This is a genomic window from Polyangium sp. 15x6 (assembly GCF_029960785.1).
GTDB lineage: Bacteria > Myxococcota_A > Polyangia > Polyangiales > Polyangiaceae > Polyangium.
Map to the genome: position 1 here is coordinate 322,799 of NZ_JASBQE010000003.1, position 24,781 is coordinate 347,579.

19 protein-coding genes and 1 tRNA gene are annotated in these 24,781 nt (G+C 68.5%); 14 read left to right on the top strand and 6 right to left on the bottom strand.

The window, feature by feature from the left end; all coding sequences use genetic code 11:
- The first annotated feature begins 122 nt into the window (after nucleotides 1-122).
- Complete coding sequence (locus tag QHF83_RS04250; RefSeq protein WP_282416467.1) at nucleotides 123-587, top strand: DoxX family protein; 465 nt, start codon at nucleotides 123-125, stop codon at nucleotides 585-587.
- Here QHF83_RS04250 and QHF83_RS04255 read toward each other — a convergent pair.
- From QHF83_RS04255 to groES, 3 genes are all read right to left on the bottom strand, one after another.
- Entirely contained in the window at nucleotides 527-1,453 is a 927-nt protein-coding gene (locus QHF83_RS04255) for a YihY/virulence factor BrkB family protein (protein WP_282416468.1), read from the bottom strand. The genes QHF83_RS04250 and QHF83_RS04255 overlap by 61 nt on opposite strands.
- Nucleotides 1,454-1,599: 146 nt before the next feature.
- Complete coding sequence (groL, locus tag QHF83_RS04260; RefSeq protein WP_282416469.1) at nucleotides 1,600-3,228, bottom strand: chaperonin GroEL; 1,629 nt, start codon at nucleotides 3,226-3,228, stop codon at nucleotides 1,600-1,602.
- Between the two features lie 36 nt (nucleotides 3,229-3,264).
- Nucleotides 3,265-3,561, bottom strand: coding sequence for a co-chaperone GroES (gene groES / locus QHF83_RS04265; protein ID WP_153818762.1), 297 nt, complete (start codon nucleotides 3,559-3,561; stop codon nucleotides 3,265-3,267).
- Nucleotides 3,562-4,016: 455 nt separating this feature from the next.
- Here groES and QHF83_RS04270 point away from each other — a divergent pair, with 455 nt between their 5' ends.
- Together QHF83_RS04270 and QHF83_RS04275 are read left to right on the top strand one after the other, a co-directional pair.
- Nucleotides 4,017-4,625 carry a hypothetical protein gene (locus QHF83_RS04270; protein WP_282416470.1) on the top strand — a complete coding sequence of 203 codons (609 nt, stop codon included), beginning with the start codon at nucleotides 4,017-4,019 and terminating at the stop codon, nucleotides 4,623-4,625.
- Nucleotides 4,625-5,233, top strand: a complete 609-nt coding sequence (locus tag QHF83_RS04275) for a hypothetical protein (RefSeq protein WP_282416471.1) — start codon at nucleotides 4,625-4,627, stop codon at nucleotides 5,231-5,233. Before QHF83_RS04270 ends, QHF83_RS04275 begins: the two co-directional genes overlap by 1 nt.
- On the opposite strand, the gene QHF83_RS04280 is transcribed toward QHF83_RS04275, so the two are convergent.
- Nucleotides 5,230-6,237: an NAD-dependent epimerase/dehydratase family protein gene (locus QHF83_RS04280; RefSeq protein ID WP_282416472.1), complete on the bottom strand. Its 1,008-nt coding sequence runs from the start codon at nucleotides 6,235-6,237 to the stop codon at nucleotides 5,230-5,232. The genes QHF83_RS04275 and QHF83_RS04280 overlap by 4 nt on opposite strands.
- A gap of 251 nt (nucleotides 6,238-6,488) precedes the next feature.
- Between QHF83_RS04280 and QHF83_RS04285 the strand changes: the two genes are divergently transcribed.
- The 11 genes from QHF83_RS04285 to QHF83_RS04335 all read left to right on the top strand — a co-directional run bounded on the left by QHF83_RS04285 (nucleotide 6,489) and on the right by QHF83_RS04335 (nucleotide 22,784).
- The gene (locus QHF83_RS04285) at nucleotides 6,489-7,259 is read left to right on the top strand and encodes a response regulator (protein ID WP_282416473.1); all 771 of its coding nucleotides are present in this window, start codon (nucleotides 6,489-6,491) and stop codon (nucleotides 7,257-7,259) included.
- Nucleotides 7,260-7,548: 289 nt separating this feature from the next.
- A complete protein-coding gene (locus QHF83_RS04290) occupies nucleotides 7,549-9,540 on the top strand; it encodes a hypothetical protein (protein ID WP_282416474.1) in 1,992 nt (663 codons plus the stop codon).
- Nucleotides 9,541-9,592: 52 nt separating this feature from the next.
- Nucleotides 9,593-10,594 (top strand): MoxR family ATPase, encoded by a 1,002-nt coding sequence (locus QHF83_RS04295; protein WP_272419115.1) that lies wholly within the window; start codon nucleotides 9,593-9,595, stop codon nucleotides 10,592-10,594.
- 14 nt (nucleotides 10,595-10,608) lie between these two features.
- The gene (locus tag QHF83_RS04300; protein ID WP_282416475.1) at nucleotides 10,609-11,556 is read left to right on the top strand and encodes a DUF58 domain-containing protein; all 948 of its coding nucleotides are present in this window, start codon (nucleotides 10,609-10,611) and stop codon (nucleotides 11,554-11,556) included.
- Between the two features lie 3 nt (nucleotides 11,557-11,559).
- Nucleotides 11,560-13,455, top strand: coding sequence for a VWA domain-containing protein (locus tag QHF83_RS04305; protein ID WP_282416476.1), 1,896 nt, complete (start codon nucleotides 11,560-11,562; stop codon nucleotides 13,453-13,455).
- Nucleotides 13,452-16,250 (top strand): VWA domain-containing protein, encoded by a 2,799-nt coding sequence (locus QHF83_RS04310; RefSeq protein WP_282416477.1) that lies wholly within the window; start codon nucleotides 13,452-13,454, stop codon nucleotides 16,248-16,250. Before QHF83_RS04305 ends, QHF83_RS04310 begins: the two co-directional genes overlap by 4 nt.
- A 198-nt stretch (nucleotides 16,251-16,448) precedes the next feature.
- On the top strand, nucleotides 16,449-17,393 hold the full coding sequence (locus QHF83_RS04315; protein WP_282416478.1) for a homocysteine S-methyltransferase family protein: 945 nt from the start codon (nucleotides 16,449-16,451) through the stop codon (nucleotides 17,391-17,393).
- A gap of 48 nt (nucleotides 17,394-17,441) precedes the next feature.
- Nucleotides 17,442-18,803, top strand: a complete 1,362-nt coding sequence (locus QHF83_RS04320; protein ID WP_282416479.1) for a glutamate-cysteine ligase family protein — start codon at nucleotides 17,442-17,444, stop codon at nucleotides 18,801-18,803.
- 71 nt (nucleotides 18,804-18,874) lie between these two features.
- A complete protein-coding gene (locus QHF83_RS04325) occupies nucleotides 18,875-20,227 on the top strand; it encodes a hemolysin family protein (RefSeq protein WP_282416480.1) in 1,353 nt (450 codons plus the stop codon).
- A 43-nt stretch (nucleotides 20,228-20,270) separates the two neighbouring features.
- The gene (locus tag QHF83_RS04330; protein WP_282416481.1) at nucleotides 20,271-22,592 is read left to right on the top strand and encodes a S9 family peptidase; all 2,322 of its coding nucleotides are present in this window, start codon (nucleotides 20,271-20,273) and stop codon (nucleotides 22,590-22,592) included.
- Nucleotides 22,593-22,707: 115 nt separating this feature from the next.
- Nucleotides 22,708-22,784, top strand: a tRNA-Pro gene (locus QHF83_RS04335).
- A gap of 7 nt (nucleotides 22,785-22,791) precedes the next feature.
- On the opposite strand, the gene QHF83_RS04340 is transcribed toward QHF83_RS04335, so the two are convergent.
- Nucleotides 22,792-23,808: a glycoside hydrolase family 19 protein gene (locus QHF83_RS04340; RefSeq protein WP_282416482.1), complete on the bottom strand. Its 1,017-nt coding sequence runs from the start codon at nucleotides 23,806-23,808 to the stop codon at nucleotides 22,792-22,794.
- Nucleotides 23,809-23,871: 63 nt separating this feature from the next.
- Entirely contained in the window at nucleotides 23,872-24,288 is a 417-nt protein-coding gene (locus tag QHF83_RS04345; RefSeq protein WP_282416483.1) for an STAS/SEC14 domain-containing protein, read from the bottom strand.
- Nucleotides 24,289-24,781 lie beyond the last annotated feature (493 nt).

A 24,781-nucleotide genomic window follows, 5' to 3' on the forward strand; every position in this document is an offset into this window, starting at 1 on the left:
AAAACGTTTTTCGAGCCAATCGTTTTTCCCCAACGTCATCCCTCGCGTCGCATTCGTGCGCCCCTCCGCGTAGCTCGCCCGGCCCTTGCCTCGCTTGGCGTACGCCGTGCTACGCCACGGACATGAAGCTCCGATCCCTCCTCTATCCCGATCCGAGCCGCACGGGCTCGCTGGGCCTCCTGCTCATCCGGCTCGCGACGGGCCTGCTCCTCGCCGCGCACGGGCTCTCGAAGCTCACGGCCGGCCCCGCCGGGCTCGCCGGCGGCCTCGCGGCGATGGGCTTTCCCGCGCCGACGCTCCTCGCCTGGTGCGCGACCCTCGCCGAATTCCTCGGCGGCATCTGCGTGATGCTCGGCCTGCTCACGCGCCCCGCCGCCGCGGTCGTCGCGTTCAACATGGTCGTCGCCTGGGCGTCCATGCACATGGCGGACGCGGCGCACTTCGGCTCGGCCAAGGGCGGGGCGTTCGAGTATCCGTTCCTGCTCTCGATCCTCGGCCTCGCGCTCGCCATCACGGGCGGCGGCCGTTACTCGCTCGACGCCGTCCTCTTCGGCCGCAAGACCGACGCCGGCGGCGGAGGCGGCTGAATCGAGCGCGGCCCCTCGGCCTTCGGCGAGAGCCAGCGCTCCGGCGCGTCGTCGTGCGGATCGCGCACGCCTTCGAGCTGCGCATTCACCTCACCGCCGACGAGCAGCGATATCGAGAGCAGCCAGAGCCAGAACAGGAGCACCGCGACGTTCGCGAGCGTGCCGTAGAGCGTCGCGTACCGCGCCAAACTCCGCACGTAGACCGAGAACAACGTCGAGACGATCGCCCAGAGCGACACGGTCACGATCGCGCCGGGCCAGACGCGCCGCCGCACCGCGGGCGGACGCGTGATCGTGAAGCGGTAGAACCCTGCGACCAGCGCGGTCAGGATCAGCGCAGGCCCGAGCGCGGCCACGAGCGCGTCGCCGAGCGAGCCGGTCACACGCGTGAACACGATGCCCATGAACGTGGCGATCCCGACCGCCGGGATCGCGCCGAGCACGAGCCCGAGACCCACGAGGCGACGCTTCCACCAGGGACGGGGCGTGCACACGAACATCGTCTCGAACACGCCGATCGCCGTCGCCGCGCCGCCCGACGAGACCCAGAGGAAGGCGAGGAGCCCGAGCGGCGCGAGCACGAGGGCCTTCGCGTCGGAGATGCGGAAGAAGTCCTCACCGAGCGCGGCCGAGACGGACGGCGGGGCCGCGCTGAGTAGCGAGCCGAGCAGCTCCGCCGCCGCGTCGCGCAGCCGATGCAGCGCCCAGCCGGCCACGGCGAGCAGCGGGATGATGCTGAGGAACGCGTCGAACGCCATGGCGCTCGCCGCCCGCGGCGCCTCGTGCAGATCGAGGTAATGGACCAGCCGGCCGAGCGCCCGGAAGGCGGAGCTCGCCAACCCGGAGAGGTGCCGCCGATCCCACATGCCTCCACTGTAGCAAGGCTCCGGCCTCGATGGCGCGCTGTGTCGTCGCGTTCGTGCGCCATGGAAAGCAAAAGGCCGACGCCTCAGGGCGCCGGCCTTCGCTGTGCTTTCACGATTGCGTCGTGGGTGTCACGACGCGCGTCGGATCAGAAGTCGTGGCTGTGGCCCGCGTGCGCGCCACCCGCCGCCGCCTTCTCCTCCTTCGGACGCTCCGCGATGAGCGCCTCGGTGGTGAGCATGAGGCTCGCCACGCTCGCGGCGTTCTGGAGCGCCGAGCGCACGACCTTCACCGGGTCGATGACGCCCATCGCGAGGAGGTCGCCGTACTCGCCCGTCGCGGCGTTGTAGCCGAACGAGCCCTGACCGTCGCGAACCTTCTGGACCACGATCGAGCCCTCTTCGCCGGCGTTCGCCGAGATCTGGCGGAGCGGCTCCTCGATCGAGCGGCGGATGATGTTCACGCCGAACCGCTGCTCGTCGTTCACCTCGAGCGAGGCAAGCGAGGCCTGCGCGCGGATGAGCGCGACGCCGCCGCCGGGGACGATGCCCTCTTCCACGGCCGCGCGGGTCGCGTGGAGCGCGTCCTCGACGCGGGCCTTCTTCTCCTTCATCTCGGTCTCGGTCGCGGCGCCGACCTTGATCACGGCCACGCCGCCGACGAGCTTCGCGAGGCGCTCCTGGAGCTTCTCGCGATCGTAGTCGCTCGTCGTGTGCTCGATCTGGGCGCGGATCTCCTGCTGGCGCGCCTTGATCTTGTCCTTCTTGCCCTGGCCGCCGACGATCGTCGTGTTGTCCTTGTCGATGATCACGGTCTTGGCGCGGCCGAGATCCGAGATCGTGACGTTCTCGAGCTTGAGGCCGAGCTCCTCCGCGATCACCTGGCCGTCGGTCAGGACCGCGATGTCCTTCAGCATCTCCTTGCGGCGATCACCGAAGCCGGGCGCCTTCACGGCCGCGCAGTGCAGCGTGCCGCGGAGCTTGTTCACGACGAGCGTCGCGAGCGCCTCGCCCTCGACGTCCTCGGCGATGATGAGCAGGTTCTTCTGCTGCTTCGCGATCGCCTCGAGGACCGGGAGGAGGTCCTTCATGTTGGAGATCTTCTTCTCCGAGATGAGGATGTAGGCGTCCTCCATGACGCACTTCATCGCCTCGGCGTCCGTCACGAAGTACGGGCTGAGGTAGCCGCGGTCGAACTGCATGCCCTCGACCACGTCGAGCGTCGTGTCGGCGCTCTTCGCCTCCTCGACCGTGATGACGCCTTCCTTGCCGACCTTCTCCATCGCGTCCGCGAGGAGCTTGCCGATCGTCTGGTCGCCGTTCGCGCTGATCGTGCCGACCTGGGCGATCTCCTTCGCGTCCTGCGTGAGCTTCGCCGAGCCCTTGAGGTTCGCGACGATGGACTCGACCGCCTTGTCGATGCCGCGCTTGATCTCCATCGGGTTGTGGCCCGCCGCGACGAGCTTGGAGCCCTCGCGGTAGATCGCCTGGGCGAGCACCGTCGCCGTCGTGGTGCCGTCGCCGGCGATGTCGCTCGTCTTCGAGGCCACCTCGCGCACCATCTGCGCGCCCATGTTCTCGAAGCGGTTCTCGAGCTCGATCTCCTTCGCGACCGTGACGCCGTCCTTGGTCACGGTGGGCGAGCCGAAGCTCTTCTCGATGACGACGTTGCGACCCTTCGGGCCGAGCGTGACCTTGACGGCGTCCGCGAGGGCGTTGACGCCCGCGAGGATCATGCTGCGGGCCGACTCGTTGTAGATGATCTCTTTGGCAGCCATGTCGATATCTCCAGATTCAGGGGGTTACGGCCCGCGTCACGCCTCGATCACGCCCAGGATGTCGTCCTCGCGCAGGATGAGGTGCTCCTCCCCGTCGAGCTTCACCTCGGTCCCCGAGTACTTCCCGAAGAGGACGCGATCGCCTTCCTTCACGTCGAGCTTGCGCACGGTGCCGTCCTCGAGGACCTTGCCGTTGCCCACGGCGAGGACCGTGCCCTCCACGGGCTTCTCCTTGGCGGAGTCCGGGATGTAGAGCCCGCCCTTGGTCCTCTCCTCTTCCTTGAGTCGCTTGACGATCACGCGGTCCTGCAGCGGCCTGATCTTCGTCGCCATCGTGAAACCCTCCGGGGGTGGTCGAAAGCCACCAAATCCCATTCGCAATGGGCAGGCGCGGGGCGCGCGCATTCATCTGTGGGCGCCCCCGCCACATGCCCGATGAGCTTGCGGTTTTCGATTGTTAGCACTCACGGGGGGTGAGTGCTAACGAGCGGCGCCGAAGATAGTCATGGTCGTTCGACTGTCAAGCGGCTGCAAATCGCGGCCTTCGCGATCGCTGGCAGCCGCCCCCTGGGGTGGCCACAAATCCTCGGAATCCCTCGTAAAACCGTCTGCCGTCCGCTGGGCGTCGTGCGTCCGCTGCGGTAGATTCCGTTCATGAGGCCCGCGTCCGGCCCCGAGCCGTCCGCGAGCCCTCTGTCTCCGGTCTTTCGAGCACGAGCTGTTCAACCGGGCGCGTGGCGCCTGCTGGATTCCGGTTCCGAGGCGCCCCGTCCAGGACGAGGTGCCCCGTGAGCCGTACAACCAGCATTGCGATCTCTCCCAGTATCTCCGACTACTTCATGAGCGCCGTTGGCGATGCGCTGCGCTCGCGGAAGATGGAGGCCTCCGCGGCGGCGTCTCATTACCTCGTCGGTGTTCTCTGTGACTATGCCCACCCCAGCGAGGAAAACGAGTCGGCCTTTTCCCGACCCCTCGCCTTCCAGCTCCACGACGCGCTCGAGGCCTCGGGGGCCACACGCTTCCGGCGCCTGCGCGCGCTCGGCGACGGCGTGCTCTACGGCGTCGGCTTCTTCGGCAGCCACGTCGAGCTGCGTGGGATCGACCGCGGCTACGTGATCCGCGTCGGCGCGACCGCGTACGACAACGCCTCGGCCATGTTGCGCACGCCGGGCCAGCGCGCGACCCACGACGTCCTTTCGGAGCTCGCCGACCGATTCGAGCAATTCGTGGAGGTCCTGAACGAGGTCGCCGACGGCGCCATCGCGAAGGGCGCGCAAGGCCAGCGCGGGCTGCTCAAGCTCTACGAGCGCTGGCTGCGCACGGGATCGTCGCGCCTCGCGGAGGAGCTCGGCGCGCGTGGGCTCGTGCCCGTGCGTGGAAAGGAGGGCGTCCACTGATGGCGCCCTCGCTGCCCGCGCGCATTCAGGCAGCGCTCGAAGGCACGTACGGCATCCCGGAAGCGCCCTCGGTGGAGGACTTCATCCGGCCGATCGACGCTTCGGAAGACGAAGGGCGCGAGGTCCTCTTCGTGCGCGAGGACGAGGACGGCATCTCGCTCTTGCTCCACCTGCCGCGCGCGGCGCTCGAAGCGAAGAACCTGCCGTTCGATCTGCTCTGCCAGGTGGTCGAGGGCGTGAGCCATTTCCTCTACCTGGCCGAGCGCGCGCGGCGTGAGCTGCCGCTCACGCAGCTCGAGCTCGAGCTCCAGGCCGAGGTCGACAAGTACGTTCTGTTCGTGCACGGCCCGCTCGCCGCGCGCCGCTTCGATCCCGGCCGCGCGGCCCGCATGCGCGCGCGGCTCTTCGAGGCCGTGGCGTATCTCCACCCGCCGGGCACCGAGCGCGGCGATCGCTACCGCCTCGCGAACGATCTCGCCGCCCGCTTCGCCGGCAGGCTCGAAGAGACCTTCGCGCGGCGCGGCCACTTCGACCGGATGCGCCGCGCGCTTCGCTCCTTCTACGCGGCCGGACAATCCGACAAGATCACGCTTGCCCGTGCGGCCTAGACCATCCCGTTCGTCCGGAAATACTCGATCGCGCGCTCGACCGAGGTCCGGAGCGGCGTGCACGGCATGCCGAGCTCGCGCCGCGCTTTCTCGCCGCTGAAGTACGCGTACTCCTGCATGTACCGGACGCTCTTGTACGTGGCGAGCGGCGGCGCGTGGCTCACGTGATCCGACCAGAATTCGAGGCCGGCGGCCATGGTCCGCGCGAGGCCCGAGGGGATCGGCAGCCGCGGCGGCTTCTTCCCCGCGACCTCGGCCACGAGCTCGAGGAACGCGCCGAACGTGACGTTGTGGTTTCCCAGGATGTACCGCTCGCCGAAACGCCCGCGCGTCTCGGCCGCGACGTGCGCCGTCGCGACGTCGTCCACGTCCACCGCGCAGAACCCGCCTTTCCCCACGCCGGGCATCTTTCCCTGGAGGAACGACAGGATGATCCCGCCCGTCGGCGTGGGCCCGATGTCGCGCGGGCCGAACGGGAACGCGGGGTTCACGATCACCACGGGAAAACCCGCCTCGGCGAGGCGCGTGACGACCCGCTCGGCGTGGTACTTCGACGCGATGTAGTCGTTCGCGATGTTCCAGAGGTTCCACGGCGTCGACTCGTCCGCGGGCGTCCCGTCCTCCTTCAAGCCGACGGCTGCGATCGAGGACGTGTAGATCACGCGACGCACGCCCACGTCGCGGGCCGCGAGGAGCGAGGTCAACGTGCCCTCGATGTTGACGCGGTGGATCGGCGTCGGATCGGGCATCCACACCTTGTAGATCGCCGCGAGGTGGTAAAACGCGCCCGCGCCTTCGAGCGCCTTGCGCATGCCTACCGCGTCGCAGACGTCGACCTCGACCTGCTCGACACGATCCGCGGGCAAACCCGCGAGGTTTTTCGGATTGGCGCCGGGTTCGACGAGCGCGCGTACCTTGCGGCCCGCTTCGAGGAGCTTGCGCACGACGGCCGAGCCGATGAATCCCGTGGCGCCGCTCACGGCGGCGAGGTCCTGGGTGGTCATGGTGCGCCTCCATGCTCGCCCGAGTTTGCGTCCGAGGGAACGAGGTACGTCGCGGCGAAGTTCGTCCGGCGCTCCCCGATGCGCGTCAGCGTGTAGGGGCAGGACTCTACGATGGTATCGGGAATGTCCAGGCGTTTTCGTTGCTCGAGGGCCGGGACGCCTACGCCGGGCCTCCGAAGCGCTGTGGTGAAAGTGCCCGGCGCATGTAGGCCTTGACCTTCTCCCCTTCGACGTACTCTCATCCCGAAACGATGTCGTCCGCCAGCACCAGCACGAAGCCTCTTACCGTCGTCGTCGCCGAGGACGAGCCCGCCATGCTGAGCCTGGTGGCGCGGCATTTGAAGACCCTCGGCTTCCAGGTTCACGATGCCGCCGACGGCGAGACCGCCTGGCGCCTGACGCAGCAGCATCGCCCGGATCTGGTGATGCTCGACGTGATGATGCCGCAGATGAGCGGCTGGGAAGTCGCGAAGCTCGTCAAGGCACCGGGCGCCGCGGGCGGAACGCTCGCGAACACGCCCGTCCTCATGCTCACGGGCATCGGCGAGAGCATGAACGCGATGACCTCGCCGCTCTTCGCCGACGGCTGGCTCGACAAGCCGTTCGAGTTCGCCAAGCTCGACGAGAAGATCCGCGAGCTGCTCGCGAAGTACGGCAAGGACATGCCGCCGCGCCGCGCGCTCGACGACGCCGACCTCGACGAGGAGCCGGCCGAGGAAGCCGCGCCCGCGCCCGCGCCGAAGCCCGCGCGCGCCGCGAAGAAGGCGACGAAGAAGCCGGCGAAGAAGGCTGCCGCGAAGAAGGCCGGAAAGGCCACGGCGAAGGCCGCCAAGACCACGAAGAAGGCGGCCGCGAAGGCCGCGGCGCCGGCGAAGAAAACGGCCGCGAAGAAGGCCACGAAGAAGGCTGCGGGCGGCAAGGCGGCTGCGACGAAGAAGGCGGCGCCCACGAAGGCGAAGTCGACCGCGGGGCGGAAGTCGACGGCGAAAAAGCCCCGCGCGGCCGCGCGTCGATCGAGCTGACGACGCGAGAGTCGGTACGAGGAGGGCGCGGCGGACGGTCTTCGTCCGAAGCGCCCTTCGTCGTTTGTGGCTGCTTTCGGGCTGCGAGGTTCCTGGAGGCGGGTAGGGGGGAGCCCCGAACGTGCTTGCTCCCTGGGGGAATCATCCAGGCACATGGCGCGTAAGATCGCGATGCGCGGCGCGTTCCCAAGGTTAGGAACTTACGGGCGCTCGAAACGTCAACAGCTACAATGACGCCCCTCACCACCCGGCGATCGGTCCTCCCGGGGCGATCGGAGCGACTTCTACCGTGAGCGATCACCGTACCCAAGGGCTCTCTCGCATCCGCCGCGCCGCCGCGATCGTCTCGCTCCGGCTGCGCATCGCGCGGGCCGTACGTTATCTGCCGAACGCGCTCACGCTGGCGTTCGCCGTCGTCGCCGGCACCCTCGCGTGCCGCAAGTTGTTCCCCGACCACCTCTCCGAAGAGCGCGCGCGCCACATCTTGATCGGCGCCGCCGCGGCCGTCGTCGCCGTGGCGCTCGTGGGCCTGCTCCGCAAGCTCCCGCCGCGGGCCGGGACGATCGCGCTCGATCGCCACCACAAGTTCCATGACCGGCTCACGAACGCGCTCGCCTTCGACGCCCTCGATGCCTCCAAGCGCACGCCGCTCATGGAGGTGGCCATCGACGACGCGTGTGAGAACGCGCGGGATCTGAAGCCCAGCAAAGCCGCGCCGATTCGTTTGCCCTCCGACTATCTCGCGGCGCTCTTCGTGGGCATCGGCGCGGTCGCGCTCGCGCTCTTCGAGATCCGCACGCAGATCAAGGAGGCGCCGCCGCAGCTCCGCACGATCGACGCGGTCGCGCTCTCGGACGACGATCTGGAGCTCTTCCGCGAGGCCGCGAAGGAGCTCGCGAAGAAGGATCAGACGCCCGAGGTGCAGGCCGCGATCGAGCGGTTCAACCAGCTCGTCGAGGACATCGCGAACAAGCGGCTCGATCGCACCGAGGCCTTCCGCAAGATGGAGGCCATCGAGCGTGATCTTCTGAAGGGCGCCGAGGCCGATCGGAAGGCGCTCGAAGAGGCGCTCGAGCAGATGGGCAAGGACCTCGAATCGAGTGAGCTCTCGAAGCCCGTCGGCGAGTCGCTGAAGAAGAAGGACCTCGAGAAGGCGAAGAAGGACCTGAAGGAGCTCGCCGAGCGCCTGCGCGACGGGAAGAAGAAGCCCGACAAGGCCTCGCTCGAGCGGCTCAAGGACGCGCTGAAGAAGGCCTCCGATCGGCAAAAGGAGGCGCTCGCCGCGATCAACGAGAAGCGCGCCGAGGCCCGCGAGGAGCTGCTCAAGAAGAAGCAAAAGAAAAACGAGCAGGACGGCGGTCCGCAGGACGAGCAAGAGGAGCGCCTGCTCAAGAAGAAGGAGCGCGAGCTCGAGCGGCTCGATCGCGACGCGGAGAAGCAGGAGCGGCTCGGGCGGCAGCTCGACAAACTCGATCGCGCGCTCGCGAAGGCGGCCGAGGATCTGCTGCGCGAGCTCGGCGCGTCCGCCGAGGATCTCGAACAGGCGGCCGAGGACATCAACCGCATGCAGCAGGAGGAGATGTCCGAGAAGGAGAAGGAAGAGCTCCGGCAGCGGCTCGAAGAGCTGCGCGAGATGCTCCGGCAGCAGGGGCAATCGGGCAAGCAGCGCATGGCTCGCATGCTTCGCTTCGGCAAACGCGCGCGGGGCGGGCAGGGGCAAGGTCAGCCGCAGCAAGGCCAGGGCCAGCAAGGCCAGGGGCAAGAGGGCCAGGACGGCCAAGAGGGCCAGGACGGCGAGGGCCAGGACGGCCAGAACGGCCAGAACGGCGGCCAGCAGAGCGGTGGTCAGGGCAAACAGTGGGTGATCGGCCCCGGCGGCAAGAAGATGCTCGTGCTCTCGCAAGGCGGCGGGCAGGGGCAAGGCCAGGGCGAGGGCCAGGGGCAAGGCCAGGGCGAGGGCCAGGGGCAGGGCGGTCAGGGCACGGAGCCGGGCGGCAAGGGCGTCGGCTCGGGGCACGACGGCGATATCGCCGGCAAGCGCACCGATCCCAAGATGGGGACGCAGGACGTGCAGGCCCAGGGCCTCGACAGCGGGGGCGGCCCGTCGAACAGCGAGGTGATCCTCGCGGCGGCCGAGAAGGGCTTCCGGGGCGGCGGCTACAAGAAGGTCTTCACGCAGTACAGGACCGTCGCCGAGGAGCAAATCAACAAAGAAAAGGTGCCCGACGGGTACCGATTCTACGTGCACCGCTATTTCCAGCTCATTCGACCCAGGGAGTGAGCGGCGCGCGCGGGCACGATTGGTTTTTCCAAGTAGAACGATAGGGGAAGAGATGGCCGAGAAAAACAAGGATCTCGCGCGCGCCGAGGTCGCCGATTTTCAGAAGAGCATCGGCGGGCTACGCGAGGAGGTGGGGAAGGTCATCGTCGGCAACCGCGAGGTCGTCGACGGCGTGCTCACGTGCATGCTGGCCGGCTCCCACGCGCTGCTCGAAGGCGTGCCGGGCCTCGGCAAGACGATGCTCGTCCGGACGATGGCGCAGGCGCTGGAGCTCCAGTTCTCGCGCATCCAGTTCACGCCCGACATGATGCCGGCCGACATCCTCGGGACGACGATGATCGACGAAGGCGCGGGCGGGCAGCGTTCGCTCTCGTTCCGCAAGGGCCCGATCTTCGCGAACATCGTCCTCGCCGACGAGATCAACCGCGCCACGCCGAAGACGCAGAGCGCGCTGCTCGAGGCGATGCAGGAGCACCGCGTCACGGTCTCGAAGACGAGCTACACGCTCGAAGAGCCGTTCTTCGTCCTCGCCACGCAGAACCCGCTGGAGAGCGAGGGCACGTATCCGCTCCCCGAGGCGCAACTCGATCGTTTCTTCTTCAAGCTCCACGTGCCGTTTCCCGGCCGCGAGGAGCTGCACGCGATCCTCGACCGCACGACGGGCATGGACGCGCCCGAGGCGAAGCCGGTGGTCGACAAGAAGCGGCTGCTCGCGATGCAGAAGCTCGTGCGCGAGGTGCCGGTCGCGCGGCACGTCCAGGACTACGCGGTGCGGCTGCTCCAGTCGACGCACCCGGAGGGCAAGTCGCTCGACCTCGTGAAGCGCTTCGTCAAGTTCGGCTCGTCGCCGCGCGGCGCGCAGGCGCTCCTGCTCGCGGCGAAGATCCGCGCGCTCTTCGAGGGGCGGTTCGCGGCGTCGGTCGACGACGTGAAGGCCGTGTGCTTGCCGGCGCTCCGGCACCGCGTGCTCCTCAACTTCGAGGGCGAGGCCGAGGGCGTGAAGACCGATGACGTCCTCCTCGCGATCATGAAGCAGCTCCCCGACACCGAGTAGGGACCGTCCTCGCCATGGGTGTGCTCGAGTTCCTGGGGCTCCGGCCCGACAAGCCGTCCTTGCGCCGCGGCGGCGCGGCCGGCGAAGACGACCTCTTCGACGACGAGTTCCAGCGCAAGCTCGAGTACCTCGCGATGGTGAGCCGTCGCGTCTTCTCGGGCGCGATGCGCGCCGAGCGCCGGACGAAGAAGACGGGCTCGGGCATCGAGTTCGCCGATCACCGCGACTACGCGCCCGGCGACGACATCCGCTACCTCGACTGGAACGCCTACCAGAAGTTCGATCGGCTTCTGATCCGGCTCTACGAGGAGGAAGAGGATCTCGCGATCTACTTCATCCTCGACACGTCCTCGTCGATGGGCTTCGGCGAAGGCGAGAAGCTCCGGCAGGCGAAGCGCCTCTGCGCGGCGCTCGCGTACGTCGGGCTCGCGAACCTCGATCGGATCGCGATCGTCGCGGCCACGGACGAGATCAGCGGGCGGATGCCGACGACGCGCGGCAAGGCGCGCATCTTCCGCATCTTCCGCTTCCTCAACGGCGTGAAGGCCGAGGGCCCGACGGACCTCGGCACGGCGATGAAGACGTTCGTCGCGCAGCACAAGCGCCGCGGCCTCGCCGTGCTGCTCACCGATCTCTACGATCCGGAGGGCTTCGAGCGCGGGATCAACGTGCTGCGTTTCAACCGCTTCGAGCCCTACGTGATCCACCTCGTGGATCGGCACGACGCGCGGCCCGACATCAAGGGCGACGTGCGCGTCTACGACTGCGAAACGGGTACGGAGCGCGAGGTCACGGTCACGGCCAAGGTGCTCGAAAAATACCAGCAGGCGTACGACGGATACCTGGACGAGGTGCAGCGGTTCTGCACGACGCGCCAGGTGAGTTACTTCCGCGCCGACGTCGACGTGTCCTTCGACGAGCTCATCCTCCGCGTCTTCCGCCGCGGCGGCTTCCTCCGGTAGGCCATGCATTTCGTCGGCGTCCCGCTCGCGACCCTGCTCCAGATCGGCGCCCTCGCCGGCAGCGTGGTCGTCGTCTTCTACATCCTGAAGCTGCGCCGGCGCCCCGTCGCCGTGCCCTTCGAGAAGCTCTGGGAGCGCATCCTGCGCGACAAGGAGGCGACGAGCCTCTTCTCGCAGTTGAAGCGCTTCCTCTCGCTCCTCCTGCAGCTCGCGCTCCTCGCGCTGCTCCTCCTCGCGCTCGGCGATCCGCGCCCCGCGGCGAACATCCTCGAAGGCCGGAACATCATCGTGCTCGTCGACGCGAGCGCGAGCATGAAGGCCACGGACGCCGCGCCGTCGCGCATCGATGCCGCGAAGGACGAGGTCAAGCGCATGGTCCGCGGCCTCTCGGGCAGCGATCGCATGCTCATCGCGCAGATGGATGCGGCCGTGACGCCGCTCTCCACGATGACGAGCGAGATCCCCGATCTCGAAGCGGCCGTCGCGTCGATCAAGGCCACGGACGCGAGCGCCGACTTCGCGCGGGCCTTGCGCTTCGGGGCCGACACGCTGCGGGGCCTCTCCTCGCCGGAGATCATCGTCGTGTCCGACGGCGCGCTCGGCCCCGCTGTCGATGGGGCCGGTCCCGTCGAGCTCGGCGACGTGCGGATCTCGTACCTGCCCATCGGATCGCGCGCGACGAACGTCGCGATCACGGGCTTCTCGGTGCGGCGCTACCCGCTCGACAAGAGCCGCTACGAGGTGATGCTCGAGGTCACGAACACGAACGAAGAGCCGGTCGACGTCGAGCTCTCGCTCTTCGGCGACGGGCAGCTCACGGACCTCTCGCAGATCCGGCTCGGGCCGAAGGAGCGGCTGCCGCGCTTCTATCCGAACCTCTCGGGCGCGTCGAAGACGCTCGAGGCGAAGATCGCCTACGCGAACGGCAGCCGCGACGATCTACCCGCCGACGATCACGCCTTCGCGCTCTTACCCGAGCGCAGGCGGGCCCGCGTGCAGGTCGTCACGACGGGCAACATGTTCCTCGAAGCGGCGCTCCTGCTCGACGAGTACCTCGAGGTCACGTCGATCGATCCGTCGCGCTACCCGGCCAAGGGCAACTTCGACGTGACCATCTTCGACGGCGTGACGCCGAACGTCGCGCCGGGGAGCGGCAGCCTGCTCTACCTGAACCCCTCGGGCGAGAACGTGCCGTTCGAGGTGGGCAAGCCCGTCGAAGATACGGATCCGAACTATCGGCTCGGCTTCGACGAGCTCGACGAGAAGCACCCGATCCTCCGCTACACGGTCCTCTCGGACGTCAACATCGGGCGCGCGCGTCCGCTGAAGGGCGAGAAGGAGGACAAGGTGATCGGCAAGAGCTACAAGGGGCCGATCCTGATCGCCGGCAGCCGCGCGGGCGTGAAGTTCGTCGCGCTCGGCTTCGACATCCGCGAGAGCGATTTTCCGCTGCGGATCTCCTGGCCGCTCTTCCTGCTCAACACGATCAACGAGTTCGTCGAGGAGGACGTCCAGTACATCTCCTCCTTCCGCACGGGCACGGTCTGGCAGATCCCGGCCTCGTCCGCGGCGGCCACCGCGACGCTCGAATTGCCCGATGGAACGAAGCGCGATGTGCCCGTGAAGGACGGACGCGCGGTCTTCCTCGGCCAGCAAGCTGGCTTCTACAAGCTGTCCACGGGCCCCGACGAGACCACGACCTTCGCGGCGAACCTCGTCGATCCGGCCGAGAGCGTGATCAAACCGGCGACCGAGCTCGTCGTCGGCGGGCGCGCGGCAGGCCCCGTCGGTGAGTTCAAGGTCGGCGTGCGGCGCGAGATCTGGATCTACTTGCTCGCCGCGGTGCTCCTCGTCACCGCGATCGAGTGGCTCACGTACCATCGGAGGGTGACGGTGTGAACAAGCGCCTCCGGGTCATCGCTTGGGTCTCGACCTGCGTCGCGCTCGCAGGGCTCCTCTTCTGGGCCTATCGACGCTTCGTCCTCCTGCACCCCGAACCCACGCTGACGTGGGTTCGCGGCGGGATCACCTACGAGCTGCTCAACCCGAAGATGCTCGGGGCGATCTTGCTCGCGCCGTGGTTCGTCGGCGTCCTCTCGCAGTCGCTCGCCGATCTGCCGTGGCCGCAGCGCGTGCTCTCGGTGCTCCTGCGCATCTCGTTCGTCGCGCTCCTCGCGCTCGGCCTCTCGCGCCTCGCGCGCACGGCCACGACCGAGAAGGTGTGCACGGTCTACCTCGTCGACGTATCGGACTCCGTCACGGACGAGGCGCTCGACGACGCGCGCGCGGCCGTGCAGCGAGCCTGGGCCGAGAAGCCGAAGGACGCGGTCGTCAAGCTCGTCACGTTCGCGAAGCGGCCACGCGTCGTCGAGGTGGCCGAGGGCGAGGAAAACGGAAAACCTCCGCCGATCACGCGGCACGAGAGCGCCGACAAGGCGCAGTCGGAGTCGCTCGGCGCAGGCTCGAACCTGCAGGCGGCGCTCCAGCTCGCGTACGGCCTCTATCCGCAGGGCTACCTCAAGCGCGCCGTGCTCCTCACGGACGGCGTGCAGACCGAAGGCGACATCCTCGCCGAGTCGAACCGCGCCAAGGAGCTCGGGATCAAGCTCTTCACGATCCCGTATCGAAGGCCCGCGCCGCCCGAGGTGGCGGTGCGCGAGCTCAAGATGCCGGAGCGCGTGAAGGTCGGCGAGACGTTCGCGATCCACGCCGACATCTACGCGACGCGGGCGACGAAGGCGCGCGCGCGGCTCTACCAGGGCGAGGCGCTGAACGGGCTCGAAGGCATCAAGGAGCTCGATCTCAAGGCCGGCCCGAACGACGTCATCTTCAAGAGCGTCGTGCGTTTGCCGGGCCAGGTGACGTACGCGTTCGAGGTCGACGAGATCCCGGCCGACAAGTTCAAGGAGAACAACAAGTACGCGACGACGATCGATGTCCCCGGGCGCCCGGCGGTGCTCTACATCGAGGGCACGCCGCAGCACGCGGGGCCGCTTTCGAGCGCGCTCACGGCGCAGCAGCTCGACGTCGACGTGCGTCCGCCGGCGGGCTTTCCGGCCTCGGTCAAGGAGATCGAGCGCTTCGACTTCGTGATCCTGAGCGACACGCCGAAGGACGCCGTGTCGCTGCAGGCGCAGGAGCTCATCGAGACGTACGTCCGTGATCTCGGCGGTGGTTTCCTCTTCGCGGGCGGCGAGGCGGGCTACGGGCTCGGCGGCTGGTACCACTCGACGATCGAGCGGATCTTGCCGGTCCGCATGGACAACGAGCGCAAAAAGGAGATGCCGAGCGTCGCCATGGTGCTCGTCATCGATCGCTCGGGCTCGATGACCGGTCTTCCGCTGGAGATGGCGAAGGCCGCGGCGAAGGCCACGTCGGGCGTGCTCTCGTCCGACGACCTCATCGAGGTGATCGCCTTCGACTCGGCGCCGACGCGGTACGTGAAGATGCAGCCTGCGCGAAACCGCTCGCGCATCGCGGGCGACATCGCGCGCATCCAGCCGGGCGGCGGCACCGAGATCTTTCCGGCGCTCGACGCGGCCTACCAGGACCTCACGGTCACGCAGGCCCGCAAGAAGCACGTCGTGCTGCTGACGGACGGCAAGGCATCGAGCTCGGGCATTCGTGATCTCGTGTCGGCGATGATCGCCGAGTCGATCACGGTGACGACCGTCGGCCTCGGCGGCGACGTGGACGAGCAGCTGCTCAAGATGATCGCCGACGTCGGCGGCGGCCGTTATCACGCCGTCGGAGACGCGAACAACCTGCCGCGCATCTTCACGAAAGAGACGGAGATGATCGCGCGCGCAGCCGCGGTCGAGGAGTGGTTCCCCGTCACGCAGGTCGGCGACGCGGCCTTCTTGCGCGGCGTCGACGTGCGCACCGCGCCGAACCTGCACGGCTACGTCTCGACGAAGATGAAGCCGCCGCCCGCAGTGGAGCTGCTCCAGAGCGACACGCAGGAGCCCATCCTCGCGCGCTGGCGCGTGGGCCTCGGCTGGACACTCGCATGGACGAGCGATGTGAAGTCGCGCTGGGCCGTCGAGTGGCTGAGGTGGCCGGGCTTCGAGCGCTTCTGGGGCCAGCTCGTGCACGAGCACATGCGGCAGAAGCATCGGCGCGAGCTCGACATGAAGGCCGAGGTCGTGGGCGGGCGGCTGCGCGCCTCGGTCGACGCCTTCGGGGCCGACGAGCGCTTCGAGAACAACCTGACCTCGAAGCTCTCGATCATCGTGCCGGGCGGCGAGACGAAGGTCGTCGACTTCCGGCAGACGGCGCCCGGTCGGTACGAGATCGATGAGCCGCTCGACAAGTACGGCTCGTTCCTGCTCCGGGCCGAGCACATGCGCGAGGCCGAGGGCGGCGCGATGAAGCAGGTCGCCGTGAGCTTCGGCCACGTGTCGAACCCGTACCCGAAGGAGTACGCGAGCTTCGAGGCCGATCTCCCGACGCTCGAGAAGGCGGCCCTCGCCACGGGCGCGGCCGTCGATCCCGCGTCCGTGCAAGCGATCTTCGACCCCGGCGGGGAGAAGGTGACGTACCACGAGGAGCTCTGGACGCGCTTCGTGTATGCGGCCATCGTGGTCTTCCTCCTCGACCTCTTCGTCCGTCGCGTCCGTCTGTTCGATCGGAAGTTCCTCCCGAAGCGCGGGGCGCGCCCGTCCGGGCAAGCGGCCTCTGCGCGAGGGGCGTGATGCGTGGAGAGAAGCGTTGTGACGAGCACGTGAAGGCTCGCTCGCCGACCTGGACGGGAAATGCACGTGGCAGCCGCGTCTCGGGTTCCGTGTTTCCAGGTGAAGTGGTAGAAGGGGACGAAGGTTCGTCCTGTTGTCGACGGCCTTCGGCCGATCTTGGACATTCCCAGCTCGGACCTCGAACCCCGGCGTGATGACGTGAGCTCTCTCGATGCCCTCCTGACCCGCCTCGAAGCGGGGCGCCCGCTCGTCCTGGGTGGCGATCCGGTCTCGTCCTTCGCGGCGAGGGGCGTGGAGACCTCCGGCGCGGCGCCCCTCGGCCGCGCCGTGCGCGAGAACCCCGGCGCGGTCTCCGAGCACTACCGCCAGGAGATCGCCGCCGGATCGGACGTGATCGTCGCGGTCACGGACGAGACGATGCCGCGGGCGCTCGCGCAGATCGGCATGGCGTTCCGCTCCGCCGCGCTCACGGGCGCAGCCGTCGACCTCGCGATCGAAGCAGTCGGCGCTGCGCCTCGTCCGGTCGTCGTGGCGGGCCTGCTTGGCGCGCGCTGGATAGCGCCCGCGCTCCCCGAGCGGATCACCGAAGAGTACGCGATGCACGCGACGCGCCTGTCGACGTCGGGCTGCGAGCTCATCATCGCGCGTGGTTTCTCGCCGGAGGCTTTCCGGCACGGCACGCAGCTCGCGCGCATGGCGCGGCTCTCGGCCATCGTGAGCGCGTGCGCGACGCAGCTCCCCACGTGGGCGCTACTCGAAACATCGGACGGCGAGCGTGTCGTCGATGGGGACTCGCTGGAAGAGGGGACACGCACCGCGGTCGAGGCGGGCGTGCATGCAGTGCTCGTCGACGCGCCGAGCGAGAGTGCGGCCAAGGCTGCGCTGGAGATCGTGACGCGCGCGGGGGCTCCGCGCGTCGGGGTTCTGCTCGCGGCGAGCCCCGAGTGCCAACATGGCGTACCAGACACCACGACATCGGTGGATGCGTGGGCCGCGGCGTGCAAACGTCTGGTGGACGCAGGGGCGAGGTTCGTCGGCGGTGGTGCTGGGACCACGGCAAAACACGTCGCTGTCCTCGCGCGTGTGCTTGGTCCGAAGGGATCCGGCTCGGAGCGCTCCCCGATGTGGCCGCAGGCCGTCTAGGCCTGATCTGCGCCTCCAACTCCCCGAACAGCTTGAGAACCACGAACGATGGCCGAAGCGAGCCTTTCGAATCACGCGGAGATCATCCGCGGCATCGATGACCTCCTGATCCCTTTCCACGCGGCGATGAAGCCGCGCGATCGTTACCGCATCGGCGCGGAAGCCGAGAAGTTCGGCGTCGACACGACGACCGGGGCGCCCCTGCCTTACGAGGGCCCGCGCAGCGTCCTCACGGTGCTCGAAGCGCTCGTCGAGCGCCACGGCTGGAAGATCGATCGCGAGTCGCCCACGGGCCCGATCATCGCCCTCGAACGCGCGGGCGCCTCCGTCACCCTCGAGCCGGGCGGCCAGCTCGAGCTCTCCGGCGCCGCGTTCGACAACGTCCACCAGATCTGCCTGGAGATGAGCGGTCATCTCGCGGAGCTGCGCGACATCTCGGGCGAGCTCAACCTGAGCTGGCTCGGCGTCGGCTTTCATCCGCTCGCGCGGCAGGACGAGTTGCCGTGGGTGCCGAAGTCTCGGTACGGCATCATGCGTCGCTACCTCCCGACGCGCGGCACGGGCGGCCTCGACATGATGCGCCGCACGGCCACGGTGCAGGCGAATTTCGACTACTCGAGCGAAGAGGGCGCGATGCGCGCGCTCCGCGTCTCGCTCCGGCTCTCGCCCGTCACCACGGCGATGTTCGCGAACTCCCCGTTCGTCGAGGGCGCCCTCTGGGGCGGCAAGAGCCGGCGCGCGCTCACGTGGCTCAGCGTGGATCCCGCGCGGCAAGGGCTGCTCGAGAACGTGCTCGAGCGCGGCAAGCGCTTCGTCGACTACGTCGAGTGGGCGCTCGATGCGCCGATGTTCCTCATCAAGCGCGGCGATGCGGTCCTCGAGAACACGGGCCAGTCCTTCCGCAGCTTCTTGAAGCACGGCTTCCGCGGTCACCACGCGACCTCGACGGACTGGCAGACGCACCTGAACACGCTCTTCCCCGAGGTGCGCCTCAAGCGCACGATCGAGGTGCGCGGCGCGGACTCGCAGTCGGCCGCGCTCACGTGCGCGCTGCCTGCGCTCTGGACGGGCATCCTCTACGACGAGCGCGCCCTCGACGAGGCCGAGGCGCTCACCGAGAGTTTCACCTATGCCGAGCTCGAAGCGCTCCGTCCGGAGCTCGCCGAGAAGGGGCTCGGGGCGACGTTCCGCGGCGAGAAGCTCGCGGCGCTCGCGGAGCGCGTGCTCGTCATCGCCGAGGGCGGGCTCGCGCGGCGGGCTCGGATGCGCAATGGCAAGGACGAGCGCGTGCACCTCGCGCGCCTCGGCAGCCTCGTCGAGAAGGGTCAGTGTCCCGCGGACGCGCTCGTCGAGGGGCTCGACGCCGGCTCGGATCTACGCAGCGAGATCCTCGTGCGGGCTCGCATCTAGAGCCGCCATCGCAGGGAGAACGAGCCCTCGTTCGGCGCGCTCTCTCGCTTCTGGGGGACGGGGTTCGGACGATGTCGACGATTCTCTATCTGTTCGCGACGGCGCTTCTCATCCTGCTGAACGCGTTCTTCGTCGCCTCCGAGTTCGCCATCGTCAAGATGCGTCCCTCGCGCCTCGAGCAGCTCGTGCGCAGCGGCGACGCGCGCGCCAAGCGGGCGCTCGCGATGTCGCAGCGCCTCGACGCGTACCTCTCGGCGAACCAGCTCGGCATCACGCTCGCGAGCCTCGGCCTCGGCTGGATCGGCGAGCCTGCGGTCGCGCACCTCCTCGAGCCTGCGCTCCTCCGGTTCGGCGTCGGCCCCGAGGCCACGCACGCGATCGCCCTCGGCGTCGCGTTCACCCTGATCATGTCGCTGCACACGATCATCGGTGAGCTCGCGCCGAAGACGCTCGCCATCCAGCGCACCGAGAAGGTCACGCTCTGGGCCGCGCAGCCGCTCCACGTCTTCTTCGTCCTGATGTGGCCCATCATCTGGGTCTTGAACTCCGCGGCGAACGGCTTCGTCCGGCTCTTCGGCCTCCAGCCCGCGCACGAGGAGGAGATCGCGCACACCTCCGAGGAGCTCCGCATCCTCCTCACGAGAAGCCCCGCGGGCCTCGATCCCGCGCTGCGCAGCATGCTCGTGCGCATCTTCGACCTGCGCCGCCGCACCGCGCGCCATGTCATGTCGCTGCGCAGCGAGGCCGCGACGCTCCGGGCCGCGATGAGCATCGACGAGGCCGTGAAGATCGTCGCGGAGGCCGGCTACTCGCGGTATCCCGTCCTCGACGCCCAGGGCCACACCGTGCTCGGGTACCTGCACCTGCGCGACCTCTTCGACGTCCTCTCGGGACGTCGCAAGGCCGCGCGTGTCGCCGAGCTCCTCCGCAAGCCGATCTTCGCCCGCGAGAACACCTCCGTCGAGCGCCTCCGCCTGGAGATGCAGGCCAAGCAGATCCCCGTGGCGATCGTCACGAGCCCGACCGGCGAGTTCGTCGGACTCGTCACGATCGAGGACGTGCTCGAAGAGATCGTCGGCGAGATCCGGGACGAGAACGACGAGGAGGTGCCGCCGATCCATCGGCGTGGTCCGGGCATCGTCGAGGTCGACGGCCGCGTCCTGCTCGCGGACCTCGAGCGTGACGCGGGCATCGTCCTTCTGCCCGAGGCGAAGACCGTCGAGACCGTGGGCGGCTACATCCTCGAGCGGCTCGAACATCCGGCCGAGCCCAAGGATCGTGTCGAGTGCGAGGGCTACACGCTCGTCGTGACGGACGTCGTCGGCCGGCGCGTGCGTCGCGTCCGCATCGTCACGACCGACAAGTCGGTGCCGCCGCCGCCGCCGTCGGCGGCCGAGGCGGATGGCGGCGGGCTGCCCGAGTGATGGCTGGAGTGGACTCGGGCTCGCTCTCGGTTTAACCGGGAGCATGCACAAGGCACAGGGTTTGGCGGGCGTGCTCGCGCTCGCGGGGGTGCTCTCCGGTTGCGGAGGGGCCGGCGAGCCGTGGCCGAAGCGGCCGCTCTTGAACGAGATGACGAAGGACCGCGCGGCAGAGGGCGCGCCCAAGGCGGCGGCGTCGCAAGCCGATGCGACGCGCGGTGCGATCCTCGGTCCCGAGAAGAGCGCCATCAAGTACGAGCGTTTGGTGAAGATGCCGGAGCCGGGGTGGAACATCCCGCGCGCGGTCCAGCCTTCGCCCGACGGCAAGCTCGTCACGTACCTCGCGAGCGAGTCGGGCGACATGACGATGTCGCTCTTCGGGTTCGACCTCTCGACGCGCACGTCCAAGGTGCTGCTCCGCGCTTCGGATTTGCCGGACAGCTCGAAGCCGCTCTCGCGCGAGGAGGAGCTCCGGCGCGAGCGCCAGCGGCAGAAGACGATGGGCATCGTCGCGTACCAGTGGGCCGAGAAGGCGCCCGTGATGATCGTGCCTTCGTCGGGGGACGTCTTCGTGCGGCAAGGGGCGGGCACGATCACGCGGCTCACGGAGACGAAGGAGCCCGAGCTCGACCCGCAGATCTGCGCCACGGGCGAGCGTGTCGCGTTCGTCCGGTCGGATGACCTCTGGGTCGTGGACGTCGCGACGCGCAAGGAAACGCGGCTCACGACGGGCGGACCTGCGGGGACGACGCGCGGCCAGAGTGATTTCCTCGGGCAGGAGGAGCTCGACGAGCCGCACGGGTTTTTCTGGTCCCCGGGCTGCGACAAGATTGCTTATCTCGAGGTCGACGAGCGCGAGGTCCCCGAACATCCGGTGCTCGGGTATCGCGGCGAGAAGCCCGACCTCATGATGCAGAAGTATCCCGCGGTGGGCGACAAGAACCCCAAGGTCCGCGCGGGGATCGTCGATCTCAAGACGAAGAAGACGACCTGGTTGAAATGGCCCGCCGAGGCCGAGCGCTACATGGTCCGCTTCCACTGGGCGCCCGACGGCAATGCGCTTTATCTGCAGACGCTCGACCGGTTCCAGAAGCGCCTCGCGCTCGTGCGTGCGGACGCGAAGAGCGGCGAGACGAAGGAGCTCTTCGCGGAGACCTCGGCCACGTGGCTCGATCCGGCCTCGTTCAAGCCGCTCGATGATTCCAAGCGGTTCCTCTGGACGCGCCCCATCGGCGGGCATATCCACCTCGAAGTTCGCGACGCTGCCACGGGCGCGCCGATCAAGCAGCTCACCTCGGGCGAATGGGACGTGCATCTCCTCAGCCGCGTCGACGAGGCGAACGGGCGCGTCTTTTACATCGCGGATAGCAAGGAAGCGCCGCTCGATCGGCAGCTCTATTCGGTGAAGTTCGACGGCAGCGAGACGAAGCGCTGGACCGAGGAGCCTGGCGTGCATTACGCGGGCGTCGATCGGAACGCGAAGATCGCCATGGACATCCATTCGGCGAAGGATCGGCCACCGAAGGTGGTCATTCGTGAGCTCGGAGGCGCTGTGATCGGCGACCTCACGTTCCCGATGGATCCCGATTTCGCCTCGCTCGGCGTGCGTACGCCCGAGATTTTCTCGGTGGACGCCCCCGGCGGCGTGAAGCTTTATGGCACGCTCCTGCCGCCGCGCGTGATCGAGCCCGGGAAGAAATATCCGGTCATCGTCATGGTGTATGGCGGCCCGGGCGTGCAGACGGTGCTCAACATGTGGTCGCCGTACCTCCTGTGGCAGCACCTCGCGGATCGTGGGTTCGTCGTCTACCAGCTCGACAACCGCGGCACCTCGGGACGGGGCCCGGCGTTCGAGGCGCCGCTCTACAAGAACATCGGCCACGTGGAGCTCGAGGACCAGATCGCCGGCCTCGACGCCGTCGCCAAGCGCCCGTACGTCGACGCGAGCCGCGTCGGGATCATCGGCCACAGCTATGGCGGGTTCATGGCGGCGCTCGCGTTGCTCAAGGCGCCCGATCGGTTCCATGTGGGCGTCGCGGGTTCGCTCGTGACGGACTTCCGGCTCTACGACAGCGCATACACCGAGCGATACCTCGGCGACCCCAAGGCGGACGCGAAGGCGTACGAGGCGGCGGACCTGACGAAGCTCGCGGGAAACCTCCGCGGCAAGCTCTTCCTCCTGCACGCGCTCATGGATGAAAACGTGCACTTCCAGAACACGGCGGAGTTCATCGACGCGCTCGTCGCGGCGAACAAGCGCTTCGACCTGCTCGTGTTCCCCGGCGAGCGCCACGGCTACCGGGCGCCGGCCGCGAAGCTCTACGCGACCCAGCGGTCGATCGAATATTTCGTGGAGAACCTGCGGTAGGTGCCTCGGGGGGAGGGGGCTCGGACGAGCTGGGCCGAGCCCCTTCGAGGCCCTTGCTCTGGACCCGGACGTCGTCTAGAGTGCCGCCGCGCGGTGCCCGACAGCGGGCGGCGTCCGGGGAGTCGCACAGTCCGGTAGTGCACGAGCTTTGGGTGCTCGTTGTCGTGGGTTCAAATCCCACCTCCCCGACCAGTATCACTCAATACGATTTCATCGTGTCGCAATAAAGGTTCGGGCCGGGATCCACGCCGAGCATCTGCGTGTATCGCTTGTAGAACCCGACGCGGTCCTCGACCTTGGCGTTCGTCGGCTGGTTGCACTCGAGCCCGCCGTTGATGATGTTGATCGTCATCCCGAACCCGGGCACGCGGCCGAGCATTTGATCCTGCGACGACGGCGTCCACTTCCCCGTCATCACGTCGTGGCAGGACGGCTTCGGCGATTGCGGCGTCATCCAGAACCACCCGCCCGTCCGGAAGGCCACCGTGCCATTCGAGGTCACCTGGTCCGGATCGGTCAGGAGCGGCAGCCCCAGCGCGTCGCCCGCTTGCCCGTAGTTGTAATTCCACGAGAGCTGGATGGGCCCGCGCCCGTGATAGGTCTTTCCCGCCGCGCAAGGCCATTGCTGGTAGGTCGAGTTGCAATACCCCGTGCAGCCCCCGTTCTCGCAGCCGACCTCCTGCGTGAAATAGAGGCCCCACGCATACGGTCCGTCCGGGGCCGCGGGCCAGCCGCCCGTGGTCTCGTGCGAGATGTTCGCGAGGAACGCGGCCGCCTCGCGCTTCCTGTCATCGAGGCTGCCCTCGTTGCAGAACGCCGGGAACGTCTCCGCCGCGGCGACGAGCGATTCGTACGCGTAAAGATCGTTCCGGTGCAGGAACATCGCGTCGTAGACCTCTTTCGAGACGATCGCCGCGAATCCATTGCCGCCACCGCCGCCGCTGCCGCCCATTCCACCGGCGCCGCCCATTCCACCGGCGCCGCCCATTCCACCGGCGCCGCCCATTCCGCCCGCGCCGCCGCTTCCGCCCGCGCCGCCGCTTCCGCCTACGCCACCGCTCCCGCCGCTGCCACCCACGCCACCGCTGCCGCCCGCGCCGCCGCTTCCGCCGCTTCCGCCGCTTCCGCCGCTTCCGCCAGCGCCTCCTTCACCGTCGCCGCACGCCACGCCGAGCAGGGCCATGGCCACGATCAAGCTCGTCCATCGGGTCTTCATGGGCCGCCATCGTCACCCGGGCTGCCCTCGAAATCCACATCAGCGTGGCCGCCTGCGCGCGCCTCAATACGCGCGGCGCTGCTCCGCGAGCCACGCCCGCGCCGCGCGTTCGTCCCTCACGCACACGGGCATCGGCTTCCCGAGCGCTCGCCCGCGCAGAAACCAGCCCGCCGTCGTCGCGAGCTTCGCCACGAGCTGCTGCTGGAACGTCCCCCCGAAGACCACGAGCCCTGCATACGCGGGTGGCAATTGCCGCATCGCCGCAACACGCCTCGCCTCGGGGGTCACGCGCCCTACGTCCGCCACGTCGATCAGCAGATACGCGCGCCCCGACGCCGTCGCGAACTCCGTGAACGCATCCAGGATGCGTTCGACATCCGCGTCGGCCACATCTCCCACGAATCGCACGAGACCGGTGTCGGGCGGCTCGAACGCGAGCCGATGCGTCCCGACCGTCACGGTCTCGCAGTTCGCGCTCACCGGCGCCTGAGAACCCCCGCCGCCGCCACGTCGACTCTCTTCGCGCTCGTACGTCGACCCTGGCCGAGGGTCAAGCTCGTCCAGAACGAAGGCATTTGACCATCGCGTGCGGGGCCTGCCCGCACGTCCCGGTCATCCTGGGCCCCGGCCTTCCGGGGCCCGCCCTTGTTTCAGCCTTGACCGTCCTGAGACGTGATCTCCACGCCCGGACCCAGGAAGACCACGGCAAGGGCCAGTCCCACGAACTTCAGAACCTGGTGAACGCGCTCGCGCATCATGGCCGCCTCCATGTCAAGTCGAAGGACTGATTGTTACAGGACGGTGACACACGTGCAAGTTTCTTTTAGCGCGCCTTGACTTTTTCCTTCCCAGGGCTACGCGCCGCGTTAGGTGCGGTGGGGGGCTCCGGTCGCGTTGGTCACGGTGGGGGGCTCCGGTCGCGTTGGTCACGGTGGGGGGCTCCGGTCGCGTTGGTCACGGTGGGGGGCTCCGG

Coding starts and splice junctions, on each gene's coding strand:
- QHF83_RS04295 (WP_272419115.1), top strand. CDS start 9,593: ATGGCCGAGAAAAACAAGGATCTCGCGCGCGCCGAGGTCGCCGATTTT.
- QHF83_RS04340 (WP_282416482.1), bottom strand. CDS start 23,808: ATGAAGACCCGATGGACGAGCTTGATCGTGGCCATGGCCCTGCTCGGC.
- QHF83_RS04250 (WP_282416467.1), top strand. CDS start 123: ATGAAGCTCCGATCCCTCCTCTATCCCGATCCGAGCCGCACGGGCTCG.
- QHF83_RS04325 (WP_282416480.1), top strand. CDS start 18,875: ATGTCGACGATTCTCTATCTGTTCGCGACGGCGCTTCTCATCCTGCTG.
- QHF83_RS04280 (WP_282416472.1), bottom strand. CDS start 6,237: ATGACCACCCAGGACCTCGCCGCCGTGAGCGGCGCCACGGGATTCATC.
- QHF83_RS04300 (WP_282416475.1), top strand. CDS start 10,609: ATGGGTGTGCTCGAGTTCCTGGGGCTCCGGCCCGACAAGCCGTCCTTG.
- QHF83_RS04305 (WP_282416476.1), top strand. CDS start 11,560: ATGCATTTCGTCGGCGTCCCGCTCGCGACCCTGCTCCAGATCGGCGCC.
- QHF83_RS04255 (WP_282416468.1), bottom strand. CDS start 1,453: ATGTGGGATCGGCGGCACCTCTCCGGGTTGGCGAGCTCCGCCTTCCGG.
- groL (WP_282416469.1), bottom strand. CDS start 3,228: ATGGCTGCCAAAGAGATCATCTACAACGAGTCGGCCCGCAGCATGATC.
- groES (WP_153818762.1), bottom strand. CDS start 3,561: ATGGCGACGAAGATCAGGCCGCTGCAGGACCGCGTGATCGTCAAGCGA.
- QHF83_RS04285 (WP_282416473.1), top strand. CDS start 6,489: ATGTCGTCCGCCAGCACCAGCACGAAGCCTCTTACCGTCGTCGTCGCC.
- QHF83_RS04320 (WP_282416479.1), top strand. CDS start 17,442: ATGGCCGAAGCGAGCCTTTCGAATCACGCGGAGATCATCCGCGGCATC.
- QHF83_RS04330 (WP_282416481.1), top strand. CDS start 20,271: ATGCACAAGGCACAGGGTTTGGCGGGCGTGCTCGCGCTCGCGGGGGTG.
- QHF83_RS04275 (WP_282416471.1), top strand. CDS start 4,625: ATGGCGCCCTCGCTGCCCGCGCGCATTCAGGCAGCGCTCGAAGGCACG.